Consider the following 19,136-nt stretch of genomic DNA (forward strand, 5'->3'; position numbering starts at 1 on the left):
GACCCGCGGCAGCCCGTCCGCGGAACCGGGTTGGCCGGGTCGTCGCGCTGGGCATGGTGAAGGCGGACGATGGTGGAGGCGGACGCGGGGCCCGGCGGACGTCTCCCACCGGGCCCGCCGGCCGGCTCGTTCCCGTGGGAGGGTTGCGTGGAGGTATCCGTGCCGCGGCACACCGCGTGGGCAGCACCGGGGCCGGCCGGTCGGCCGTCCGTCCCGGCCGGTGCGGCGGCGGAGTGCGGGCGGTGACCGCCGGGTTCACGCCGTACGCCGCGGCCGTCCTGGAGAGGCTGGCCGCGACGCCGGAACGCACCGTGCTGACGACGGCCGGCGGAAGGCGGATCACGGCGCACGAGTTCCACGGGACCACCTGCCGGCTCGCCAGGGAGCTGGCGGCGCGCGGCGCGGGCCGGGGCGTGACCGTGACGCTGCTGACCGGCAACACGGCCGAGGGGCTCGCCGCCCGGTACGCCGCGAGCCTCACGGGTGCCCGGGTCGTCGCCCTCCACGACGGGCCGGGCCCGCAGGCCATGGCCGCCGCCGTCCGCGGCGCGGAGACCCGGATGCTGCTCGTCGACGCCGAACGGCACGAGTCCGCCCGGCGGTTGCTGCCGCTGGTCGAGGTGCCGGCCGTCCTGGGTCTGGGCCCGGGGCCGGCGGGCCCGGACGTGCTGGCCGCCTCGGCCGGGCAGCCGGCCACGGTCCCGGAGGTGCGGATCGGTCCCGACGACGAGCTCGCGATCCGCCACACGGGCGGCACCACCGGCGTGCCCAAGGGGATCCTCAGCCTGCACGGCCCGTACCGGCGGGCCCTGGACTCGCCCCTCGCCGAGGACGGTCCGTCCCGGTTCCTGGCCTGCACGCCGCTGGCCCACCTCGCCGGCTTCCACGCCGATCTGCACCTGTACCGGGGTGGTTCGGTCGTGCTGCAGAACGGTTTCGAGGCGGGCGAGGTCCTCGCGGCCGTGGAGCGCGAGCGGATCACCCACCTGTGGCTGCTGCCGCCGCTGCTCCACCAGCTCCTGGACCATCCCGCCCTGCCCGGGACCGACGTGTCCAGCCTGCGCCGGATCCTGTACGGCGGCTGCACCGCCTCGGCGAGCCGGCTGCGCCGGGCGCTGGAGGTCTTCGGACCCGTCCTGACGGGCGGTTACGGACAGTCGGAGGCGCAGAGCATCACCGCCCTCGCCCCGCACGAGCACACGCACACCGGGGCGGGCGGCCGGATCACCGTGGGCCGGGCCCTGCCGGGCGTCGAGATCGCCATCCGCGACCCCGCCGGGCGGGACCTGCCGCCCGGCCGGGAGGGCGAGATCCAGGTGCGCTCGGCGGGCGTCATGCGCGGCTACTGGAAGCAGCCCGAGCTGACCGCCCGGGTCCTGCGCGACGGCTGGCTGCGCACCGGGGACGTCGGGTACCTCGACGAGGACGGTTACCTGTACCTCGTCGACCGGCTCTCGGACGTGATCATCGTGCCCGGCGGGCACGTGTACCCGTCGGAGGTGGAGGAGGTCCTCCTGGCCCATCCCTCGGTCGCCCAGTGCGCGGTGTTCGGTGCCCGTGACGCGGACGAGACGGAGCACGTGCACGCCGCCGTCGTGCACGCCCCCGGCCACCGGCCCGACCCGGAGGGGCTGCGGCGGTTCGTCGCGGGGCGCATGGGCCCGGTGCACGTCCCCGGGTTCGTGCACGCCGTCCCCCGGCTCCCCCTCACGCCGGCCGGCAAGCCCGACCGGAACCGGCTCCGCGAACGGCTCGCGGGAGGCACCGCCGCCGGGTGACCCCGGGTCAGCGGGTGCGTACGGCGGTGACGGTGAAGCGTTCGACCTCCGCGAGGTGGCCCCCGGTCGAGGCCACGACCGTGAGGACCGGATCGGTCGGACGGGTGAAGGGGACCGTGGCGTTCCACGCGGTGCCGGAGCCGCCCGCGGGGGTGCAGCAGGAGGTGCCGAGGGGGCGTGGCGACGACGGCTGGCGCACCTCCACCCTGATGCTCTCGTCGACTCCCGTGATCCGGCCGCCCGCCCTGAGCGGGGAGGACGCCCGGGAGCCGTACGCGGGCCGGGTCAGGGAGAACGTGGTGTCGTCGGTGCCGACGACCTCCCAGGGGGCGTCCGCTCCGGTGCCGTACCGGACCAGGTGGATGACCGCGGCGGTGCCGCGGCGCGCCTCCTCGGGGTTCCCCAGGCCCACGCCGATCCGGGCGTGCCGGCCGCTGACGGAACGTGAGGAGACGCGGTCGATCTCCCGGAAGCCGAGGTAGCCCTGGACGAAGGAGAGGGCGGTCTGTTCCGCGTCCAGGTGCCAGGGCTGGTGGCCGCCCTCGCGGTGGGCGCGCTGCCACGCCTGGGCCTGCGCGAGCGTGGTGAACGGCCAGACCGGCTGCAGGCCGGGCCCCAGGGCCGGTTCGGCGGCGCCCGGTGCCGCGGTGGCGGGTGCGGGAGTGGGAGGGGCGGGCGGCGGGGTTCCCGCACCGGGCCCCGAGGTCGTACGGGGGGTGGCGGGCGGCGCGGTGGTCGGCGCCGGGGTCGTGGGCGCGGCTCCGCAGCCGGCGAGCAGCAGCCCGGCCGTCGCGGCGGCGAGGAGGAGGCGGGTGGGGCGGGTGGGCCGGAGCCGAAGGTTCACGGGGACTCCAGGACGGTGACTCCGGGCGGGCACACCCCCACGTTGGCGGGTGCCGCCGGTGGGCACATGCTCCCACCGCGCCGGGCGCCTGGGAAGCCGCGGTGCCCGGTCCGATGACGGGCCGGGCGCCGACCGCGGCACGGGAAGGGGGCAGGGCAGGGTGCGGGAAGGTGGCCGGGGGCGCGTGGGTCCGGTGACGGGCCCGGGACCGGCCGCGGCGCGGGGAGGGACAGAGAAGGCGCGGGGAGGGGCGGGGAAGCGCTGGGAGAGGCGGGGAGGGCGCGGTGGGGGTCAGGCCTCCTGGCCCGTGGCGGCACCACCGATCCCGCGGCTGGTGGCGTGGTGCGGCCGGCGGCGGGGCGTAGGCGCGGGAGCGGGATGGGGCGGGGCGGGGGCGTACGCCGTACTCCGCTTCCGGCGCGCGGGAGGGCCGGGGCGCGCCCTAGCCTGGGTGGATGACCACGTCGGCGGGGCGCGAGCCCAACCTGGAGCTGCGCGACTTCCTGCGCTCCCGGCGGGCCCGGACCAGACCGTCGGACGTCGGCCTGGGCGAGGAGCCCGCCCGCCGGCGCGTCGCGGGGCTGCGCCGCGAGGACGTGGCCCGGCTGGCCGGGATCAGCGTGGACCACTACGTACGGCTGGAACGCGGGCGCCATCCGAACGCCCCGGCGCCGGTGCTGGAGGCCGTGGCCCGGGCCCTCGGCCTGGACACCGCGGAGCGTGCCCACCTCTTCGATCTGGCACGGTCCGGGCCGCGTGCCGGGCGGCGGCGTACGGCGGCGCCCCAGCGGGTGCGCCCCGGGCTGCGCAGGCTGCTGGACTCGCTGCCCGAATCCCCCGCGATGATCGTGGGGCGCCGGCTGGACGTACTGGCGGCCAACGCCCTCGCCAAGGCGCTGTACACCGACTTCGACGCGCTGCCGTTCCGCGGGCGCAACCTCGCCCGGTTCGTCTTCCTCGACCCCGCCGCCCGCGACCTGCTGACGGACTGGGAGACCGCGGCGCGCGGCACGGTCGCGGCCCTGCGCCGGTACGCGGGCCGGCAGGCGCACGACGCCCGGCTGGCCGAACTGGTCGGGGAGCTGTCCGTGCACGACGAGCACTTCCGCCGGTGGTGGGCCGACCAGGACGTCCTGGAGCACACCCACGGCCCCCGGCATCACCGCCACCCGCTCGTCGGCGAACTGGCCCTCGACTACGAGTGCCTCACCCTCCCCGACGACCCCGACCAGGCCCTGCACCTCTACACCGCGGAGCCCGACAGCCCGTCCGCGCACGCGCTGCGTCTGCTGGGCAGCTGGTCGGCGCCGGACCCCGCCGGGCGGTGACGCGGGGCGGGAGGGGCGGGCGGGGAGACGCCGGGCGGGTTAACGTCAGGTCCATGACTACCGATTCACTCCGCTCCGTGACCGTCGAGCGGACCGGCCCCGGCCGGTTCACCGCGACCAACTCGCGCGGCGAGAAGCTCACCTTCGGCACCGGCTCCGGGGAGGGCTTCACCCCGGTGGAGCTCTTCCTCGCGGCGATCGCCGGATGTTCCGCGGCCGACGTGGACGCCGCGACGGGCCGGCACGCGGAGCCCAGCACCTTCTCGCTCGTCGCCGCCGGCCACAAGGTCCAGGACGAGGGCGGCAACAGCATGACGGACCTGGAGGTCGTGTTCTCGGTCGCCTTCCCCGAGGGCGAGGGCGGCGACCGTGCCCGCGCGATCCTGCCGCGCGCCGTGAAGACCTCGCACGACAGGCTGTGCACGGTGAGCCGCACGGTGGAGGCGGGGACGCCGGTCACCGTGAAGGTCGTCGACGCGGACTGATGCGGCCCGCGTGCCGGAGCCCGGGTTCGGCCCGGGCTCCGGCACGGCGGAAGGACGGACGGGGTGCTACGGCGCCGCCGCGGGTGCCGGCCCCGTGTGCAGGCGGCCCGCGCCGCCGTAGGCGCGGGCGAACGTCCCGCCCTCCGGGCCGGGTGCGGCCAGCCGGGCGAGCCGCTCGCGCCGCAGCCGCAGGCCGAAGGCGGACTCCGCGGCGTCGCCCGGCGGGAGGTGCATCAGGTCCAGCAGCCGGTCGGAGAACTCCTGCGTCGTCCAGGCGGCCTCGTGGCGGCGCGCCTGGTAGCCCGCCAGCGTCTGCGTGTCGCCGTCGCGGTGGTACCGCAGGAGGCTGTCGGCGAGGTCGGCGACGTCGGCCACGGCGAGGTTGAGTCCCTTGGCGCCCGAGGGGGTCAGCACGTGGGCCGCGTCGCCCGCCAGCAGCAGCGGGCCGGCCTGCACGTGGTCCCGGACGCGCCCGCGCAGCCGTAGCATGCCGACCTCGGTCAGCGCGCCCACGTCCGGGTCGCCCGACTCGGGCCGCAGTCCCAGCCGGAGCGCCAGCTGTGCGCGGATCCGCGGCTCGGGCCACTCGGCGAGGTCCGCGTCGGCCGGCACCTGGAGGTAGAAGCGCGCCAGCCGGGACGTGCGGGGCATCATCCCGGCGAAGCCGGCCTCGTGGAGGGCGTACCGGATGCCCTCGACCGGGCGGTCCACCTCGGCGAGCACGGTCAGCCAGTCGTAGGGGTAACGCCGTTCGAGCGCGCCGTCCAGCCCGGCGGGGAACGCACGGGCGACGGTGCTGCGCGGGCCGTCGCAGCCCACGACGTGCCCGGCCTCCAGGACGTCGTCCTCGCACCGGACGAGCGCGACCGGACCGGAGGTGTCCACGTCGAGGACGGGGCAGTCGAACCGGATCGCGCCGCCCGCCTTCTCGTACGCGGCGATCAGGTCCCGGACCAGCAGCTGCTGCGGGTACACCCAGTGCCCGGCGCCGCCGGACCGCGCGCCGTACGGGATGTGGATCCGCTCCCCCGCGACGGTGAACTCGCACCACTCGTGGCGGCCGCCCTCGGCCAGCAGCCGGTCGGCGAGGCCCTGTTCGCGCAGGTACTCGACGACGCGGTGCTCGATGAGGCCCGCGCGGGCCTGCTGCTCCAGCTCGGCCCGGCCCAGGCGTTCGCGCACCTCGACCGGGATCCCGGCCCGGTGCAGCACGTTGGCCAGGACGAGCCCGGCGGGACCGGCGCCGACGACGGCCACCTGCACGCGGCGGCGGGGGGCGCTCACGACCGGCCCGCCAGGGCCGGGACGGACCGGAGGACGGCGGGGACGACCTCCGGGTTGAACAGCTCGGTGACCGTGGCGAGGGGCTGCTCGCCGTGCCACAGGACGTACGTCTTGAAGGCAGCGGGCGCACCGCCCCAGGCGCCCAGGCCGGCTTCGACGATCGTGCGGCGGTGGCCGGTACCGGCCTCGCGGAGCAGCCTGCCTATGGTGGCCGAACCGTCGGTGAGGCAGCGTTCCACGGCGTCGGTGAGCCCGCACCGGGCCAGCACCACGTTCCGGGAGAGGTCCACGCCGGCGGACGAGGCCAGAACGGAGCGGCGTTCCAGCAGGACTTCCCCGGGGTCGGCCGCCAGCAGCTCGACCGACTCCGTCGGGGCCTCGGCCGCCCGGACCAGGCGGGTGCTCATCTCGCGCACCGAGACGCCGGCGCCGACCCACGCCTCCAGGAGGGGGGTGGTCAGGCCGTCGCTGCAGAGGAGCAGCCGCGTGGCGGGATCGGCGAAACCGTCGAGTCTCCCGCGGACCGTCCCGGTGCCCGGGACGGCGGTGCCGTCCGGTGTGGGTACCGGATGCGGAGCGGAGCGCGACGTCGGCGGATACATGAACACCTCGGAGGTCTAGAGGACGGGAGAGACGGGTGTGACGGGGAACCCGGCACGGCCGCACCCGGCCTCGCTCCCCCTCAACGCCCTTGTGAACACGCAGGTTAAAGGCAGGATGGTTCCCGGAAGGAAGCGGCGTCGCAGGAGGTCGTCAAGTCCCGCCGGCCGCGGCCCGGCGGCCGGGACCCCCACCCGTCGCGAGGGCCCGGGGCGATGTCGTGCGGTGATCGACTCCGCCCCGGGGCGGAGGGCCGTACGCCCGATCGATTTCGTACGCACGTTTGATTCGAGGGGGTGCGGCGGGGATCGTCGCTGGCCAGGGGGTTGCGGGGGCGAGCGCGGGCGGACGTCGGAGCGCTATGAGCCGATTACCTGGATATTCTGTGACATGTGATCGAGTCCGGACGGCCGCGGCACCGTCGGCACCCCGGCCCGGGAACGCTCGTGCGGCTGTCGCCGGTCATCCTGACCGTCGTCATCGCCAGCCTGGCGTACACCACGCCGCCGGAAATGGCCTTCAGCCGCCTCCTGCCCGCGGCGCCGGCCCTGGCCGCCTCCATGTGGCCGGTCCTGCCGACCGTGCTGATCGGGACGGTCTGCCTCATCCTGATGATCGGCCTGAGCCTGGTCTTCCCCGACCTGGGCACGTGGTGGACGGCCGCAGGGATCATCGCGGTCACCGTGGCGGCGGCGTACGGCAGCCACGTACGGCTCCAGCGCGAGCGCACCCTCTTCCAGGTACGGCTCGTCGCCGACGCGGCGCAGCAGGTGGTGCTGAGCCCGATGCCGCGCCGGATCGGCAGGGTCGAGATCGAGTCGCTGTACCTCGCCGCCGCGGCGGAGGCCCGGATCGGCGGGGACTTCTACGAGGTGGTCGACACCCCGTACGGGGTCAGGCTGCTCATCGGCGACGTGCGGGGCAAGGGGCTGCCCGCGGTGGGAGCCGCGGCGGCGATCGTCAACGCCTTCCGGGAGGCGGCCTTCGCCGAGGCCGACATGGTCGACGTGGCCCGCAGACTGGACGCCAGCAGCACGCGCTACAACTCCGCCTTCCCCCCGGAGGGTCCGATGGAGCGCTTCGCCACCGCGCTGCTGGCCGAGATCCCGCACGAGGGCGGGCGCATCGACATCCTCAACTGCGGCCATCCCCCTCCGCTGCTCCTGCGTCCCGGCGGGGTGCGGATCCTCCAGTCCGCCACCCCCTCCCCGCTGCTGAGCCTCGCGGAACTGATAGGCGATCACTACAACGTGGACTCCTTCGACTTCTGCCCCGGCGACCTGCTGCTGCTCTACACCGACGGGATCGCCGAGGCCCGCGCCCGCGACGGGGAGTTCTTCCCGCTCGCGGCCTGGATGGGCCGGCAGCCGCCGACGCCGCCGCGTGAACTCCTCGCGGCCCTCCACAGCGACCTCCTCCGCTACAGCAGGGGCCGCCTGGACGACGACATCGCCGCCCTCGCGGTACGACTGGACGCGCGCTGAGGCCGTGGGCTCCGCGGGCGGGGCGTGGCGGGCCCCCCGGGTGCGGGCGGCGGGCGGGGGTCAGGGGGTGCGGCGGGGCGGGGTGCGGCGGTCGGCGAGTTCGAAGCGGGCCAGGGTCAGGGCGCCGGCCCGGACGGCTTCGTGCAGGGCCGGGGCCAGGTCGTCCTCCAGGCCGCCGAGGGCCTCCGTGACCTCCTCGACCACGTCCTGGGCGATCTCGGCGGCCAGCTCCTCCTCGGAGGTGCGCGGGCCGAGCTTGCTCACGGCGGCCGCCGCGCGGTTCGGGGTGAGGAGCGCGGTGACCTCGCCCAGCAGCCAGCCCGGCACGCCCGCCGCGCCGCCGGACGGGGCCCGGTACGGGCGGGCACCGTCGTAGCGCGCGTCCTCCGCGAAGGCGGGGTGCTTCAGCTTGGCCACCGGGCGGGCCGCGGGAGCCGCGGTGCCCGGGGCGGGTGACCAGGCCCCGGCCGGCCTGATCACGAGGCCTTCGGCGAGGTTTCCGGGCAGCTCGGGCAGCCCCAGCAGCGCCGGCACCCGGGTCGTGAACTCCGCGCTCGCCTCCTGGAGCCGGCCGAGCCGTCCCCGCGCGATCAGCGGGGCGCAGTGCAGGCCCGCGGCACCGGCGGCCTGCCGCAGCTCGCGGTCGCCGGCCCACAGCATGCCGTCCGGGGCGTCCGCGGCGCCGGTGACCGTGGCGTCGAAGGGCAGCCAGAGCAGGTCCGGGGCGTACCAGACGCCGGTCTGCACCGGCTCCGCCGCGGGCGCCGGCGGTACGTCGGGGTGCGGGTAGCCGCCGCCGGCCAGTTCGCCGTACACGGTGACCGGGGCGGCGGGGTTGGCACCGTACCGGCGGCGCAGGGCGTCGGCGCAGCGGCCGGCGGCGACGGCCAGGGCGGGCCAGATCCTGGCCACGCCGAAGAAGTCGTCGAGGCCGCCCTCGCCGAGCAGTTCACGGCGCTTGGCGGGCCGTACGCCGGTCCGGTCGGAGACGACGGCGAAGTTGGCGCCGTGGACCTTCTCCAGCGCGACCCACTCCCGTACCCCGGCCGACTCGGCCAGGCGGGTGCGGGAGGGGATCTTCGGGTACGGCTGCCACCGGCCGTGACCGCCGCTCATCCGGAGCCGCCGTGGCGGTGCTGTTCGGGCAGCCGGCTCTGCGGGTGGGCCCACAGCAGGACGTTGCCCGGCCGGTCGTCGCCGAAGAAGTCGAGGACCTCGCGGTCCGAGTGGCGCAGGCTGAAGTGGGTGAGGACGAAGAGGGTGTCCGGGTGCGCCTCGACCACGGGCCGCAGCCGGCTCCACACGGTGTGCCCGACCCGGTCGGCCCGCTCCGCCTCGGCGTCGTCGAGGTACGTGCACTCGGTGACGACCACCGGGTAGTCGAAGAGCCAGGGGTTGTCCTCGAAGACGCTCACGTGGGTGTCCCCGAGGAAGGCGAACAGCGGTCTGCGCACCTCGCGTTCGGTCTCGACGCCCGCCGCGCGGCGCTCGGCCACGAGACGGCCGAACTCCCGGCCCCGCCCCTGTTCGACGAGTTCCCGGCGGAGCTCCTGGTACTCGGGCAGCAGCGCCTTGCGGCGCTCGGAGAACGCGTAGCCCACGCACGGCACCTTGTGGACGCAGTCGACCACGCGTACGTGGTGGCCGGCGCGGCCGAAGGTGAACTCGTCGCCGCCGCGCACCCCGTGGAGCCGGCAGCCGGCGGCCAGGCCGGGGTCGTAGGCGGGGCCGTGGTTCAGCTCGGCCGAGGCCTTCAGGAAGGCCTCGGCGTACGGGACCGAGGCCGCGGGCAGGTGGACGTCGACTCCGCCGGGCCGGGCCGCGAGGTGGTCGAGGTCCTTGGAGTGGTCGTTGTGGGTGTGGGTGAGGAAGACGGTCTCCGGCCGGCGCCCCTCGGCCAGTCCGGCATCGAGCGCGCAGCGCAGTTCCGGTACGTGGAAGAACGTCTTGTCGTTGGCCCGCGAGTACCCGGTGAGCGTGAGCCCGGTCCCGGGTATCCGCCAGGTCTTCCACTGCCGGAAGGGGTGTCCGGCGTCCAGGAGTTCGGGATGGCCTGGGTGGCCGGGGTGCGCCGGTGGAGGGGCCGCGGGATCGGCGGGGGGGCCGCGACGGGGCCTGGGTCATCGGTGCCTCCGGCGGACCGTGGTGATCGGGGTGGGTGCCGATGCTAGCGGGCCGCGTCCCCGACGGCCTGCGGATTTCCCCCCGTCACGGGGTGGCCGCCGGGGGGGCCGGGAACGTGGCGGACGGGGGACGGGGCCGGGGCCCCGGCGGGCCGGGGACGGGGGTCCGGGCGGGGCCGGGGCCCTGGCGGGCCGGGTCAGGCCGAGACGAGCCGGTGGAGCAGGACCCAGGAGCCGCCGGCCAGCAGGCCGATGACCCACAGGGCCACCAGCGGCTGCCGCCCGCGCGCCAGCGCCCGGACGGTGACGGCGATGCCGACCGCCGCGGCCGGCACGCCCACCGCGGCGAGTGCGACGGCGCTCCGGTACGCCCAGGTCTGCTCGCCGAAGAAGCGGAGCAGCGCCAGGGCCGGTCCCAGGAACAGGACGGGCCAGGTGTTGCCGCCGACCGACGCCCCACGGACGGGCCCGCCCGGTCCGGTCCCGTCTCCGCCCTTCGGCCCCGAGGCCGTGCCGTGGTCGGCCACCCGGTCGCGCATCGTCCGCCGCTCCCCCGTCTGTGCTTGATCGTCTCCGGCACGGGGGAAGACGCCGGTGCGGAGGTTCGGGTTGCCCCGCCCCGTAGGCGTGATCAAGCCAGGGTCTCGTCACCTGAACGGGTCAGCAGGACCTAGAGTGTGCGCGTGAGCGAGCAGAATCCCGAACTCGTCGCCGGCCGGTACGAGCTGGTGGAACGCATCGGACAGGGCGGCATGGGCCGGGTGTGGCGCGGCCTCGACCGGCACCTGTTCGGACGCGAGGTCGCGGTCAAGGAGATCCTTTTCCCGCCAGGGATGGACGACGAGGACCGCGCCGCGCTGGTCCGCCGGTTCATCGGCGAGGCCCGCGCGGCGGTCACGCTCAGCCATCCCGGGATCATCACCATCCACGACGTCGTGGAGCACGCGGGCGCTCCGGTCATCGTGATGGAACTGGTCCGGGGCGAGTCCCTGGCCGCGGTCGTGCGGGCCGGCGGCCGGCTGCCGGTGCGGCGGGTGGCCGAGATCGGCGCCGCCGTGCTCGACGCGCTGGCGGAGGCGCACGCGGCGGGCATCGTCCACCGGGACATCAAGCCCGACAACGTGCTGCTGACCCGGGACCGCGTCGTCCTGACCGACTTCGGCATCGCCCACCTCGCGGACGCCACGACCCGGCTGAGCCACAGCGGGAGCGTCATCGGCACGCCGCACTACATGCCGCCCGAGCAGTTGGAGGGCAAGCGCCCCACGCCCGCCAACGACCTGTGGGCGCTGGGTGCGACGCTGTACCACGCCATCGAGGGGCGCCCGCCGTTCGACGCGGAGGGGCTGCACGCCCTGGCCGTGGCCGTCTTCACCCGGCCGCACCGGCCGGCCGTCCACGCCGGCCCGCTGGCGCCCGTGCTGGACGCGCTGCTCACCAAGGACCCCGCGGAGCGGGCCGGGGCCGCGGAGGCGGCCGAGATGCTGGCGGAGGTGCTGCGTACCGCCGCGTCCGCAACCCCCGTGCCCGGAACCGCCGCGCCCGGTGGCGGAACACCGGTCGAGGACGGGCCCGGGCCGGCTCCCTCACACCCCCCGACGGTCCTCGACCCCGGCGCCGCCGACGCGGGTACGCCGGAGCTCCCCGAACCCGACCGGCCGACCGTCCCGCCCGTGACCGTGCCCCCGGCCGAGGAGCCGGTCACGCTCGAACGGACCCGGCGGATGGCGGACGGCGAGCCGGCCGCCGCACCCCGGCGGCCCCTGGCCCGGCGCGCCGTGGTGCTGGCCACGGTGCTCGCGACGCTCGCCACCGGCTCCGTCCTGGCCTGGACCCTCAGCGGTGACGAGGGCTCGCCCCGCGGGGACAAGGCGGCAGGCAAGGGCGGGGCGGCCTCCTCCGTCACGGTGGTGATCGGAGTGGACGCACCGCTGAGCGGCGGGATGTCCGTCATGGGAGCCGGGATCAGGAACTCGGCGGAACTGGCGGTCAGGACCGCGAACGAGACCCGGCACGTCCCCGGCGTGAAGTTCGAGATCAAGGCCGTGGACGACGGGGCCGACCCCGCCAAGGGCGCGTCCAACGCCGCCCTCCTCGCGGCCGACGAGAAGGTGCTGGGCGTGGTCGGCCCGCTCAACTCCAGCGTCGCCAAGACCATGGTGGGGCCGCTGGTACGGGCGAACCTGGCCGTCGTGTCACCCGGCAACACCGACCCCGTGCTGACGCTCGGCCCCGACTGGGCGGCCGGCACCAGGACGCGCCCGCACTCCTCGTACTTCCGCACGGTCGCCACGGACGTGGACCAGGGGCCGTTCGCCGCCCGGTACCTGCACGGCGAGGCGAAGAAGTCCAAGGTGTACGCGGTGGACGACGGGAGCGCCCACGGCACCTCCCTCACCTCCGGTCTCGCCGCCGAGCTCACCCGGCTGGGCGGCACCGTCGTGGGTGCCGAGCACGTCGACCCCACGGAACGCGACTTCGCCGGCCTCGTCGCGAAGGTGCGGTCCTCGGGCGCCGACGCGGTCTACTTCGGCGGCTACTACGACACCGCGGCCGCGCTCTCCCAGCAGCTCAAGCAGGCCGGCGTACGCGTCCCCTTCATGGCCGGCGACGGCATCTACGACCAGCAGTACCTCACCATGAACCCGACGGCGGACGGCGACCTCGCGACGAACATCGGCGTGGCCGCGGAGGAATCGGCGGCCGGACAGGACTTCCTGACCCGGTACCGGAAGGCCGGGTACCCGGAGGCGGCCGGCTGGTACGGGCCGTACGCCTACGACGCCGCCTGGTCCCTCATCGAGGCGGTGAAGGCGGTCGTGGCGGCCCACCGCGGCACCCTCCCGGACGACGCCCGCACGAAACTGCCCCCGGCCGTGGCACGGCTGCGCTTCGACGGCGTCACCGGGCCCGTGGCCTTCGACGCGAGCGGGGACACGGTCAACCGCCGGCTGACGGTGTACACGGTGAGCGGCGGCCGCTGGACGTACGTGACGAGCGGACCGGCCGCCGGCTGAGGCTCCCCGGGGCGACGCACCCGTGTGGGTGATCCCGGGCCCGTCCGCGGGCCCGGGGGGCGTTCGTGACGTTGTAGGTGCAGACGATCACACGACCACCACACCACAGCCCCGGGAGACCCACGTGACGAGCCCCTTACCGCCCGCTGCCGACCGCGCCCTGCGCCGGACCCTGGCCGAACGCCGGATCGGACTGGTGGCGTGGCGGCTGCTCGTCCTGCAGATCGCGCACCCGGCCGTCGCGGCCGGCATGAGCCGCTACTCCACCTACCGCGCACACCCCTGGCGCCGCATCGAGCACACCATGGACAGCGGCAGCCGGCTGTTCTTCGCCGGGCCCGAGGAGCGCGCCCTGGAGATCGCCCGTCTGGAGCGGACGCACCGCCGCATCCGGGGCACCGACGGCGCCGGCCGCGCGTACAGCGCGGAGGACCCCGAGGTCCGGGCCTGGGTGATGGTCACGCTGTACGAGGCGATGACCGCGATGCACGAGCTGGCCGGCACTCCCCTCGGCCCCGCCGAACAGGACCTGCTGTACGGCCAGTTCAGGGAGGTGTGCACGGACCTCCGGATCCCCGGCGAGGTCCTCCCGCCCACGGCCGCGGACGTGCCGGCGTACGTCGAGCGGACGGTCCGCGAGGTGCTGGAGCACGGCGACGAGGTCCGGTACCTGCTCCACGAGATGCTCCACGAGGCGCCCGCGCCCCGCCGGCTCGGCCTGCTGGGGCCGGCCTGGCCGCTGCTGCGGGCCATCACGGCCCGTGCGCTGACCGCCCTCACCGTCGCCGACCTGCCGCCGGCCTGGCACGAGCGCTTCGGGACGCGCAGGCCCCGTACGGCCGCCGCCCTGTCGTGGACGCTCCACCGCGGCCTGCGCGTGGTGATGACCCGGCTGCCGGACCACCTGCGCTACCGGCACAGGTCGGAGGACGGGCAGCGGTCCGGCCCGCGGCGGGCGCCGGCGGCCCGACTGCCCCGGGCCCGCAGCGCGGACACCCGGCAGGCCCGCCTGGAGACCTTCTTCCGCCAGGTGCTCGACCAGACGGGCAACGGCCGGGTGGACACGCACGACCTGCAGGCCATGGCGCACAACGTCTGCTGGCGGCTCGAACTGCCCACCGAGCGCGAGGACCTGCTGTACGCGGCCTTCGAGACCTGGTGGAAGCAGCTCTGCGCGGACGTGGACCGGGACGGGGACGGCGCGGTGGACTGCGCCGAGTTCGTGGCCGCGATGACGGCCGGACTCGACCGTGACCCGCAGTACCTCGAAGCCGGGCTCGGCCAGGCGATGCGGGTGCTGTTCCGCGCGGCCGACGCGGACGGCAGCGGTCACCTGTGCGCCGACGAGTACCGCGTGCTGTTCGGCGGGTCACGGGTGCACCCGGCCGAACTGAACGACGGGTTCCGCGAACTGGACGCCGATGGCGACGGCCGGATCTCCGAGGACGAGTTCGTGGCCGCCTTCACCGACTTCTTCACGGCGCGCGGCGACAGCACGGCCGGCACCGCCCTGCTGGGCCGCGCGTGACGGACCGCGCGTGACGGACCTCGGGGGCGACGCCGGCGGGTGACGCCGGCGGGTGACGCGGCGGGCGTCCCGGCAGGAGGCGCCCGCCGGCGCCTCAGGCGCCGTCCCCGAGCCCGCGGTCCGGTGCGCTCATGTCCCCCGTCGCGGGCGTCCCCCCGGCGATCCCGTAGCGGAGGTGCACGGCGCCCTTGGAGCCGGCCGCCGGGGGTTCGAGGAGGGTCAGGTTGGTCGGCACCTCGCCGCCGTCGAAGACCTTCTTGCCGACCCCCAGCACGATCGGGTGCACCCAGAGGTCGAGGCGGTCGAAGAGCTTCTCGCGGAGCAGGCTCTGCACCAGGTCCAGGCTGCCCACGACCTTCACGTGCTCGTGCCGGTCGCGGATCTCGCGCACCGCACCCGCCAGGTCCGGGCCGAGCTGCGTGGAACCGGCCCAGCTCAGGTCGGGCCGGCCGCGGGAGGCGACGTACTTGGGGATCCGGTTGAAGAGCCTGGCGAACCCGTCGTCCTCGCCGCCCTCCTGGTGCGGCCAGTAGGAGGCGAAGATGTCGTACGTGCGCCGGCCCAGCAGGAGGGCGTCCGTGCCCTCGTACGCGGCGGCGATCTGCGCGCCGGAGACCTCGTCCAGCAGGGGCGCCTGCCAGCCGCCGAACGGGAACCCCTCGGGGTCCTCGTCGGGGCCGCCGGGCGCCTGCCCGACGAGGTCGAGGGTCGCGAACAGCGCGATGTGGATGAGGCCCATGGTGTTCTCCCGAGACGTTGGTCGTCCTCCATCAAGGAGTAGACCGCCGGGAGTGGCCGGACTCATCGCCGTGCCGCCCCCGGGCTTCACCCGGTCGGCCGGAAGGCCCCGGGCGACCGGCCGCCGCGTGCGCCCCGCTTGCTCCTTGACTTCGCCGGGCCGCTGACCCACCCTCGGCGCACCCGCCCCGCGCGCTGCGCCGGCGGCCCCACACGACGCGGAGGACGAGCCGGGGATGGGACAGCTCGACGGCAAGGTCGCGGTGGTCACGGGCGCTTCGGCCGGGATCGGGCTGGCCACGGCCCGGCGCTTCGTCCGGGAAGGGGCGCGGGTCTTCATCAGCGGGCGCCGGGAAGTAGAACTCCGCATGGCAGCAGCGGAGTTGGGCAGTGCGGTGACGGCCGTCCCCGGGGACGTGACCCGGGAGTCCGACCTGGCGCGCCTCTACGGGGTGGTGGAGGCGGCGGGTGGCGGGCTGGACGTCCTGGTGGCGAACGCGGGCGGCGCCCGTCCGGCCGCGCTGGCCGACGTCACCCGGGACGGGTTCGACGCGACGGTGGACCTGAACCTCAGGGGGACCCTGTTCACCGTCCAGGGTGCCCTGCCGCTCCTCGCGGACGGCGGCTCGATCGTCCTGCTGGGCTCGGCGGCCGGCTCCGGCGGGTCGGCGCGTTTCGGCGTCTACGCCGCCACCAAGGCCGCCGTACGGTCGCTGGCCCGCAGCCTGGCCCTGGAGCTGGCCGGCCGCGGCATCCGGGTCAACGCGCTCAGCCCGGGCCCGATCGCCACCCCGTCCCTGGACCGGGCCCCCGCCGGGGTCGTGGAGGAGGCGGCGCGCCGGGTGCCGCTCGGCCGGCCCGGCCGGCCCGAGGAGGTCGCGGCCGCCGCGCTGTTCCTCGCCTCGTCCGAGAGCAGCTACGTCACCGGCGCCGAGCTCTTCGTGGACGGCGGGGCCCGCCAGGTCTGACCCCGGTGCGGGGCCGCGCCGGGTACGGGACCCCGCTCGCCCCGCACACCGCCGCCCCGGCCGCGTACCGAGCCGGCCCCGGCGCCGGCGGTTACGCTCGATGGGTGACGTACGCGCCCGGGGAGCTCTCGCCCGGGCGGCGGCACGTGCCAGGAAGAGGTGATCGCCCATGTGCCGGTGGCTGGCCTACTCGGGTACGCCCATCCTCCTCGACACCATCCTGTACAGACCCGCGCACTCCCTGATCGACCAGAGCCTGCACTCGCGGCTCGGCGTGGAGACGACGAACGGTGACGGGTTCGGCATCGGCTGGTACGCCCGGGAAGCGGAGCTGGACACACCCGCGATCCTCCGGGACGTCGGCCCGGCCTGGAACAACCGCAACCTGCGGGAGATCGCGCAGCACGTGAAGTCCCCCCTGATGTTCGCGCACATCAGGGCGTCGACGGGCACGGCGGTGCAGCAGACCAACTGCCACCCCTTCCGGCACGGCCGGTGGATGTGGATGCACAACGGCTCCATCGCCGGCTTCCACGGCATGCGCAGGGAACTGAACATGGCGGTCGATCCCGCCCTGTACCTGGAGATGGAGGGGACCACCGACTCCGAGGCGATGTTCTACCTCGCCCTGACCTTCGGCCTGGAGGAGGACCCGCCCGGCGCGGTGGCCAGGATGGTCGGGCTGGTGGAGAAGACCGGCCGGGCGCACGGCGTGGAGAGCCCGATGCAGATGACCGTGGCCGTGACGGACGGCACGACGGTCTGGGCGTTCCGCTACGCCAGCGCGGGCAAGGCCAGGTCGCTGTACTACAGCACGCGGGTGGACTCCCTGCGCGCGCTGCACCCCGACCTGACCTTCCTCCAGGAGGTGTCCGACGAGACCAGGCTCGTGGTGTCGGAGCCGCTCGGCGACCTTCCCGGGGCGTGGAACGAGGTGCCCGAGCACAGCTACGGCGTGGTGCACCCGGGCGCCGACTCGCTCCACCGCTTCGCGCCCCTCCCGGTCTGACGGGGCGGTCCCGCCTCAGGCGCGCTTCGCGGCGGAGCGCCGGGCCCGGGACGGGGCGGTGGCCTTCTTGGTCCTGGCGGGGGCGGCCGGCGTCTGCTTCTGCTTCGCGGGGGCCGCCCCGGGCTCCGGCTCCCCGGCCTGCTCCGCCTTCTGCGCCGCGGGGGCGGCTGCGGAGGTCCGGGGCCGGCCGGTGCGCCACTTCAGCTCGATCTCGAGCTCGATCTCGTCGCCGTCCACCTCGATCTCCACCTCGCTGCGGAGTTCGTCGGGGACGCGCAGGCTCAGTACGCCCGAGCCGAGCGGGACGTCGGTCTTCCCGCCCTCCCGGAGCGCCTCGGCGAGCGCCGCGAGCTGATCGGCGGCCTCGACACGGGACAGCGAGCGCTTGTGCTCGAACTTGAGGTCCGACATGGGGTTCCTCCAGGGCGCGGGAGCATCTGACCGGGGCGTACCCCTGCCATGCTCGGCCCCCGACCGCCATTCCGCACACCGTGGCCCGGTCCGCCGGGTCCCCGCCCCGGCCGGCCGGGGTGCGGCCGTGACCGGGCCGGCACGGCCCGACGGCCCGGAAGAATCCTTTTCTCTTGGTGTGGGGCATACGGGTGATCTTGGTCGGGGTGGGCGGGATTCGCTGCCTATGATCCACTGTTGTGACAGAGAGTCAGTACGACCGGGTCGCCCACGACTCGGCTGATGTGGTCATCCTCGGGGCGGGGCCCGCGGGGCTGGTGCTGGGGAACCTCTTACTCCGGGCCGGGATCGACTGCGTGGTCCTGGAGCGCGCCGGGCGCGAGCAGGTCCAGACCCGCGCGCGAGCCGGCTTCCTCGCCCCCCACACGGTGCGCGTCCTGGAGCGCAACGGCCTCGACGAGGGGCTGCGGTTACGCGGACGGCAGCACGGCCTCTGCGAGTTCCGCACCGAGGACGGCCGGTTCCGCCTGGACTACCGCCGGCTCGGCCGCGGCGAGCCGCACACCGTGTACCCCCAGCACGAGCTGGTCACCGATCTGCTCGCGGCCTACGTCGGCGCCGGCGGCCGGATCCGCTTCGAGACGGAAGCCGTCGCCGTCTCCGGCCCGGACGGTCCGGCCCCGTCCGTGACCGTACGCGGCGCGGACGGGCGCCCCGAGCGGTGGCGCGGCCGGTACGTCGCCGCCTGCGACGGCCGCCACGGCGCGGGCCGGCGATCGCTCCCGCCCGGCACCGTACGCCGCCACCACCGGGACCACGGCGTGTCCTGGCTCGGCCTGCTGGCCGAGGCCCCGCCCAGCATCGACGCCGTCGGGTACGCCGTCCACCCCCGCGGCTTCGCCGGCCACATGGCCCGCTCCGCGGAGGTCACCCGCTACTACCTCCAAGTCCCGCGCGACGCCCGCCCCGACGAGTGGGCCGACGAACGCGTCTGGGACGAACTCGCCCTGCGCATGCGGGCGGACGAGTACGGTCCGCTGCTGCGCGGCCCGGTCGCGCAGCGCGCCGTCGTCCACCACGAGTCCGACGTGCTCGAACCGTTGCGCCACGGCTCCCTCTTCCTCGTCGGTGACGCCGCCGCCCTGATCAGCCCGTCCGCGGCCAAGGGCGCGAACCTCGCGGTGCTGGAGGCGGAGATCCTCGCCCAGGCCCTCACCGCGGCCCTGCGCCAGGGCGACCCCGGCCCGCTCGACCGCTATTCGGAGCGGTGCCTGGCCCACATCTGGCGGGCGCAGGAGTTCTCCCACTGGATGATCGGCCTGCTGCACGAAGCACCGCACACCCAGGGGCCCTCGCCCTTCCTGGAGCGTCTGCGGCGTACCCGCATCGCCTCGCTGCGCGACTCGCGCAGCCGGCAGGACTGGTTCGCGGAGCACTACGTCGGGGTCTGATCCCCTCCCCCGCAGCCCCGTTCCCCCTTCCTTCGTCACCGCCCGGCGTCCCCGCACCTCGCGGAGCGCCGTGCCGCTCACCGCTGCC

17 protein-coding genes are annotated in these 19,136 nt (G+C 75.5%); 9 read left to right on the forward strand and 8 right to left on the reverse strand.

What is annotated here, in order from left to right:
* Positions 1 to 242: 242 nt before the first annotated feature.
* Positions 243 to 1,778, forward strand: coding sequence for an AMP-binding protein (locus ACIQUR_RS29690; RefSeq protein ID WP_403670725.1), 1,536 nt, complete (start codon positions 243 to 245; stop codon positions 1,776 to 1,778).
* 7 nt (positions 1,779 to 1,785) lie between these two features.
* Here the strand turns inward: ACIQUR_RS29690 and ACIQUR_RS29695 are convergent, their stop codons facing one another.
* The gene (locus ACIQUR_RS29695; protein ID WP_403670728.1) at positions 1,786 to 2,622 is read right to left on the reverse strand and encodes a hypothetical protein; all 837 of its coding nucleotides are present in this window, start codon (positions 2,620 to 2,622) and stop codon (positions 1,786 to 1,788) included.
* A 455-nt stretch (positions 2,623 to 3,077) separates the two neighbouring features.
* Between ACIQUR_RS29695 and ACIQUR_RS29700 the strand changes: the two genes are divergently transcribed.
* Both ACIQUR_RS29700 and ACIQUR_RS29705 read left to right on the forward strand, forming a co-directional pair.
* On the forward strand, positions 3,078 to 3,950 hold the full coding sequence (locus ACIQUR_RS29700; RefSeq protein WP_403670731.1) for a helix-turn-helix transcriptional regulator: 873 nt from the start codon (positions 3,078 to 3,080) through the stop codon (positions 3,948 to 3,950).
* 53 nt (positions 3,951 to 4,003) lie between these two features.
* Positions 4,004 to 4,435 carry an OsmC family protein gene (locus tag ACIQUR_RS29705; protein WP_403670734.1) on the forward strand — a complete coding sequence of 144 codons (432 nt, stop codon included), beginning with the start codon at positions 4,004 to 4,006 and terminating at the stop codon, positions 4,433 to 4,435.
* 66 nt (positions 4,436 to 4,501) lie between these two features.
* Here the strand turns inward: ACIQUR_RS29705 and ACIQUR_RS29710 are convergent, their stop codons facing one another.
* Together ACIQUR_RS29710 and ACIQUR_RS29715 are read right to left on the reverse strand one after the other, a co-directional pair.
* Positions 4,502 to 5,719 carry an FAD-dependent monooxygenase gene (locus ACIQUR_RS29710; protein WP_403670737.1) on the reverse strand — a complete coding sequence of 406 codons (1,218 nt, stop codon included), beginning with the start codon at positions 5,717 to 5,719 and terminating at the stop codon, positions 4,502 to 4,504.
* Entirely contained in the window at positions 5,716 to 6,321 is a 606-nt protein-coding gene (locus ACIQUR_RS29715) for a chorismate pyruvate-lyase family protein (RefSeq protein ID WP_403670740.1), read from the reverse strand. Before ACIQUR_RS29715 ends, ACIQUR_RS29710 begins: the two co-directional genes overlap by 4 nt.
* Positions 6,322 to 6,765: 444 nt before the next feature.
* On the opposite strand from ACIQUR_RS29715, the gene ACIQUR_RS29720 reads away from it, so the two are divergent.
* Positions 6,766 to 7,803, forward strand: coding sequence for a PP2C family protein-serine/threonine phosphatase (locus ACIQUR_RS29720; protein WP_403670744.1), 1,038 nt, complete (start codon positions 6,766 to 6,768; stop codon positions 7,801 to 7,803).
* 60 nt (positions 7,804 to 7,863) lie between these two features.
* On the opposite strand, the gene ACIQUR_RS29725 is transcribed toward ACIQUR_RS29720, so the two are convergent.
* The 3 genes from ACIQUR_RS29725 to ACIQUR_RS29735 all read right to left on the reverse strand — a co-directional run bounded on the left by ACIQUR_RS29725 (position 7,864) and on the right by ACIQUR_RS29735 (position 10,465).
* Entirely contained in the window at positions 7,864 to 8,919 is a 1,056-nt protein-coding gene (locus tag ACIQUR_RS29725) for an RNA ligase family protein (RefSeq protein ID WP_403670747.1), read from the reverse strand.
* Entirely contained in the window at positions 8,916 to 9,842 is a 927-nt protein-coding gene (locus ACIQUR_RS29730; RefSeq protein WP_403671130.1) for an MBL fold metallo-hydrolase, read from the reverse strand. The genes ACIQUR_RS29725 and ACIQUR_RS29730 overlap by 4 nt, the downstream gene beginning before the upstream one ends.
* A 281-nt stretch (positions 9,843 to 10,123) precedes the next feature.
* On the reverse strand, positions 10,124 to 10,465 hold the full coding sequence (locus tag ACIQUR_RS29735; protein ID WP_403670750.1) for a hypothetical protein: 342 nt from the start codon (positions 10,463 to 10,465) through the stop codon (positions 10,124 to 10,126).
* 144 nt (positions 10,466 to 10,609) lie between these two features.
* Between ACIQUR_RS29735 and ACIQUR_RS29740 the strand changes: the two genes are divergently transcribed.
* Together ACIQUR_RS29740 and ACIQUR_RS29745 are read left to right on the forward strand one after the other, a co-directional pair.
* Positions 10,610 to 12,943, forward strand: coding sequence for an ABC transporter substrate-binding protein (locus ACIQUR_RS29740; RefSeq protein WP_403670753.1), 2,334 nt, complete (start codon positions 10,610 to 10,612; stop codon positions 12,941 to 12,943).
* A gap of 124 nt (positions 12,944 to 13,067) precedes the next feature.
* Positions 13,068 to 14,471, forward strand: a complete 1,404-nt coding sequence (locus ACIQUR_RS29745) for an oxygenase MpaB family protein (protein ID WP_403670756.1) — start codon at positions 13,068 to 13,070, stop codon at positions 14,469 to 14,471.
* Positions 14,472 to 14,565: 94 nt separating this feature from the next.
* Here ACIQUR_RS29745 and ACIQUR_RS29750 read toward each other — a convergent pair whose 3' ends face one another.
* Positions 14,566 to 15,210 (reverse strand): dihydrofolate reductase family protein, encoded by a 645-nt coding sequence (locus ACIQUR_RS29750; RefSeq protein ID WP_403670759.1) that lies wholly within the window; start codon positions 15,208 to 15,210, stop codon positions 14,566 to 14,568.
* 235 nt (positions 15,211 to 15,445) lie between these two features.
* Here ACIQUR_RS29750 and ACIQUR_RS29755 point away from each other — a divergent pair, with 235 nt between their 5' ends.
* Entirely contained in the window at positions 15,446 to 16,177 is a 732-nt protein-coding gene (locus ACIQUR_RS29755; protein WP_403670762.1) for an SDR family NAD(P)-dependent oxidoreductase, read from the forward strand.
* Between the two features lie 169 nt (positions 16,178 to 16,346).
* Positions 16,347 to 17,186 (forward strand): class II glutamine amidotransferase, encoded by an 840-nt coding sequence (locus ACIQUR_RS29760; protein ID WP_403670765.1) that lies wholly within the window; start codon positions 16,347 to 16,349, stop codon positions 17,184 to 17,186.
* Between the two features lie 15 nt (positions 17,187 to 17,201).
* Here ACIQUR_RS29760 and ACIQUR_RS29765 read toward each other — a convergent pair whose 3' ends face one another.
* Positions 17,202 to 17,597: an amphi-Trp domain-containing protein gene (locus tag ACIQUR_RS29765; RefSeq protein WP_403670768.1), complete on the reverse strand. Its 396-nt coding sequence runs from the start codon at positions 17,595 to 17,597 to the stop codon at positions 17,202 to 17,204.
* A 239-nt stretch (positions 17,598 to 17,836) separates the two neighbouring features.
* On the opposite strand from ACIQUR_RS29765, the gene ACIQUR_RS29770 reads away from it, so the two are divergent.
* Positions 17,837 to 19,048: a 4-hydroxybenzoate 3-monooxygenase gene (locus tag ACIQUR_RS29770; protein WP_403670771.1), complete on the forward strand. Its 1,212-nt coding sequence runs from the start codon at positions 17,837 to 17,839 to the stop codon at positions 19,046 to 19,048.
* Positions 19,049 to 19,136 lie beyond the last annotated feature (88 nt).

This window comes from Streptomyces sp. NPDC101132 (assembly GCF_044759225.1).
Lineage (GTDB): Bacteria > Actinomycetota > Actinomycetes > Streptomycetales > Streptomycetaceae > Streptomyces.

Coding starts and splice junctions, on each gene's coding strand:
- ACIQUR_RS29755 (WP_403670762.1), top strand. CDS start 15,446: ATGGGACAGCTCGACGGCAAGGTCGCGGTGGTCACGGGCGCTTCGGCC.
- ACIQUR_RS29705 (WP_403670734.1), top strand. CDS start 4,004: ATGACTACCGATTCACTCCGCTCCGTGACCGTCGAGCGGACCGGCCCC.
- ACIQUR_RS29725 (WP_403670747.1), bottom strand. CDS start 8,919: ATGAGCGGCGGTCACGGCCGGTGGCAGCCGTACCCGAAGATCCCCTCC.
- ACIQUR_RS29765 (WP_403670768.1), bottom strand. CDS start 17,597: ATGTCGGACCTCAAGTTCGAGCACAAGCGCTCGCTGTCCCGTGTCGAG.
- ACIQUR_RS29735 (WP_403670750.1), bottom strand. CDS start 10,465: ATGCGCGACCGGGTGGCCGACCACGGCACGGCCTCGGGGCCGAAGGGC.
- ACIQUR_RS29715 (WP_403670740.1), bottom strand. CDS start 6,321: ATGTATCCGCCGACGTCGCGCTCCGCTCCGCATCCGGTACCCACACCG.
- ACIQUR_RS29760 (WP_403670765.1), top strand. CDS start 16,347: ATGTGCCGGTGGCTGGCCTACTCGGGTACGCCCATCCTCCTCGACACC.
- ACIQUR_RS29750 (WP_403670759.1), bottom strand. CDS start 15,210: ATGGGCCTCATCCACATCGCGCTGTTCGCGACCCTCGACCTCGTCGGG.
- ACIQUR_RS29700 (WP_403670731.1), top strand. CDS start 3,078: ATGACCACGTCGGCGGGGCGCGAGCCCAACCTGGAGCTGCGCGACTTC.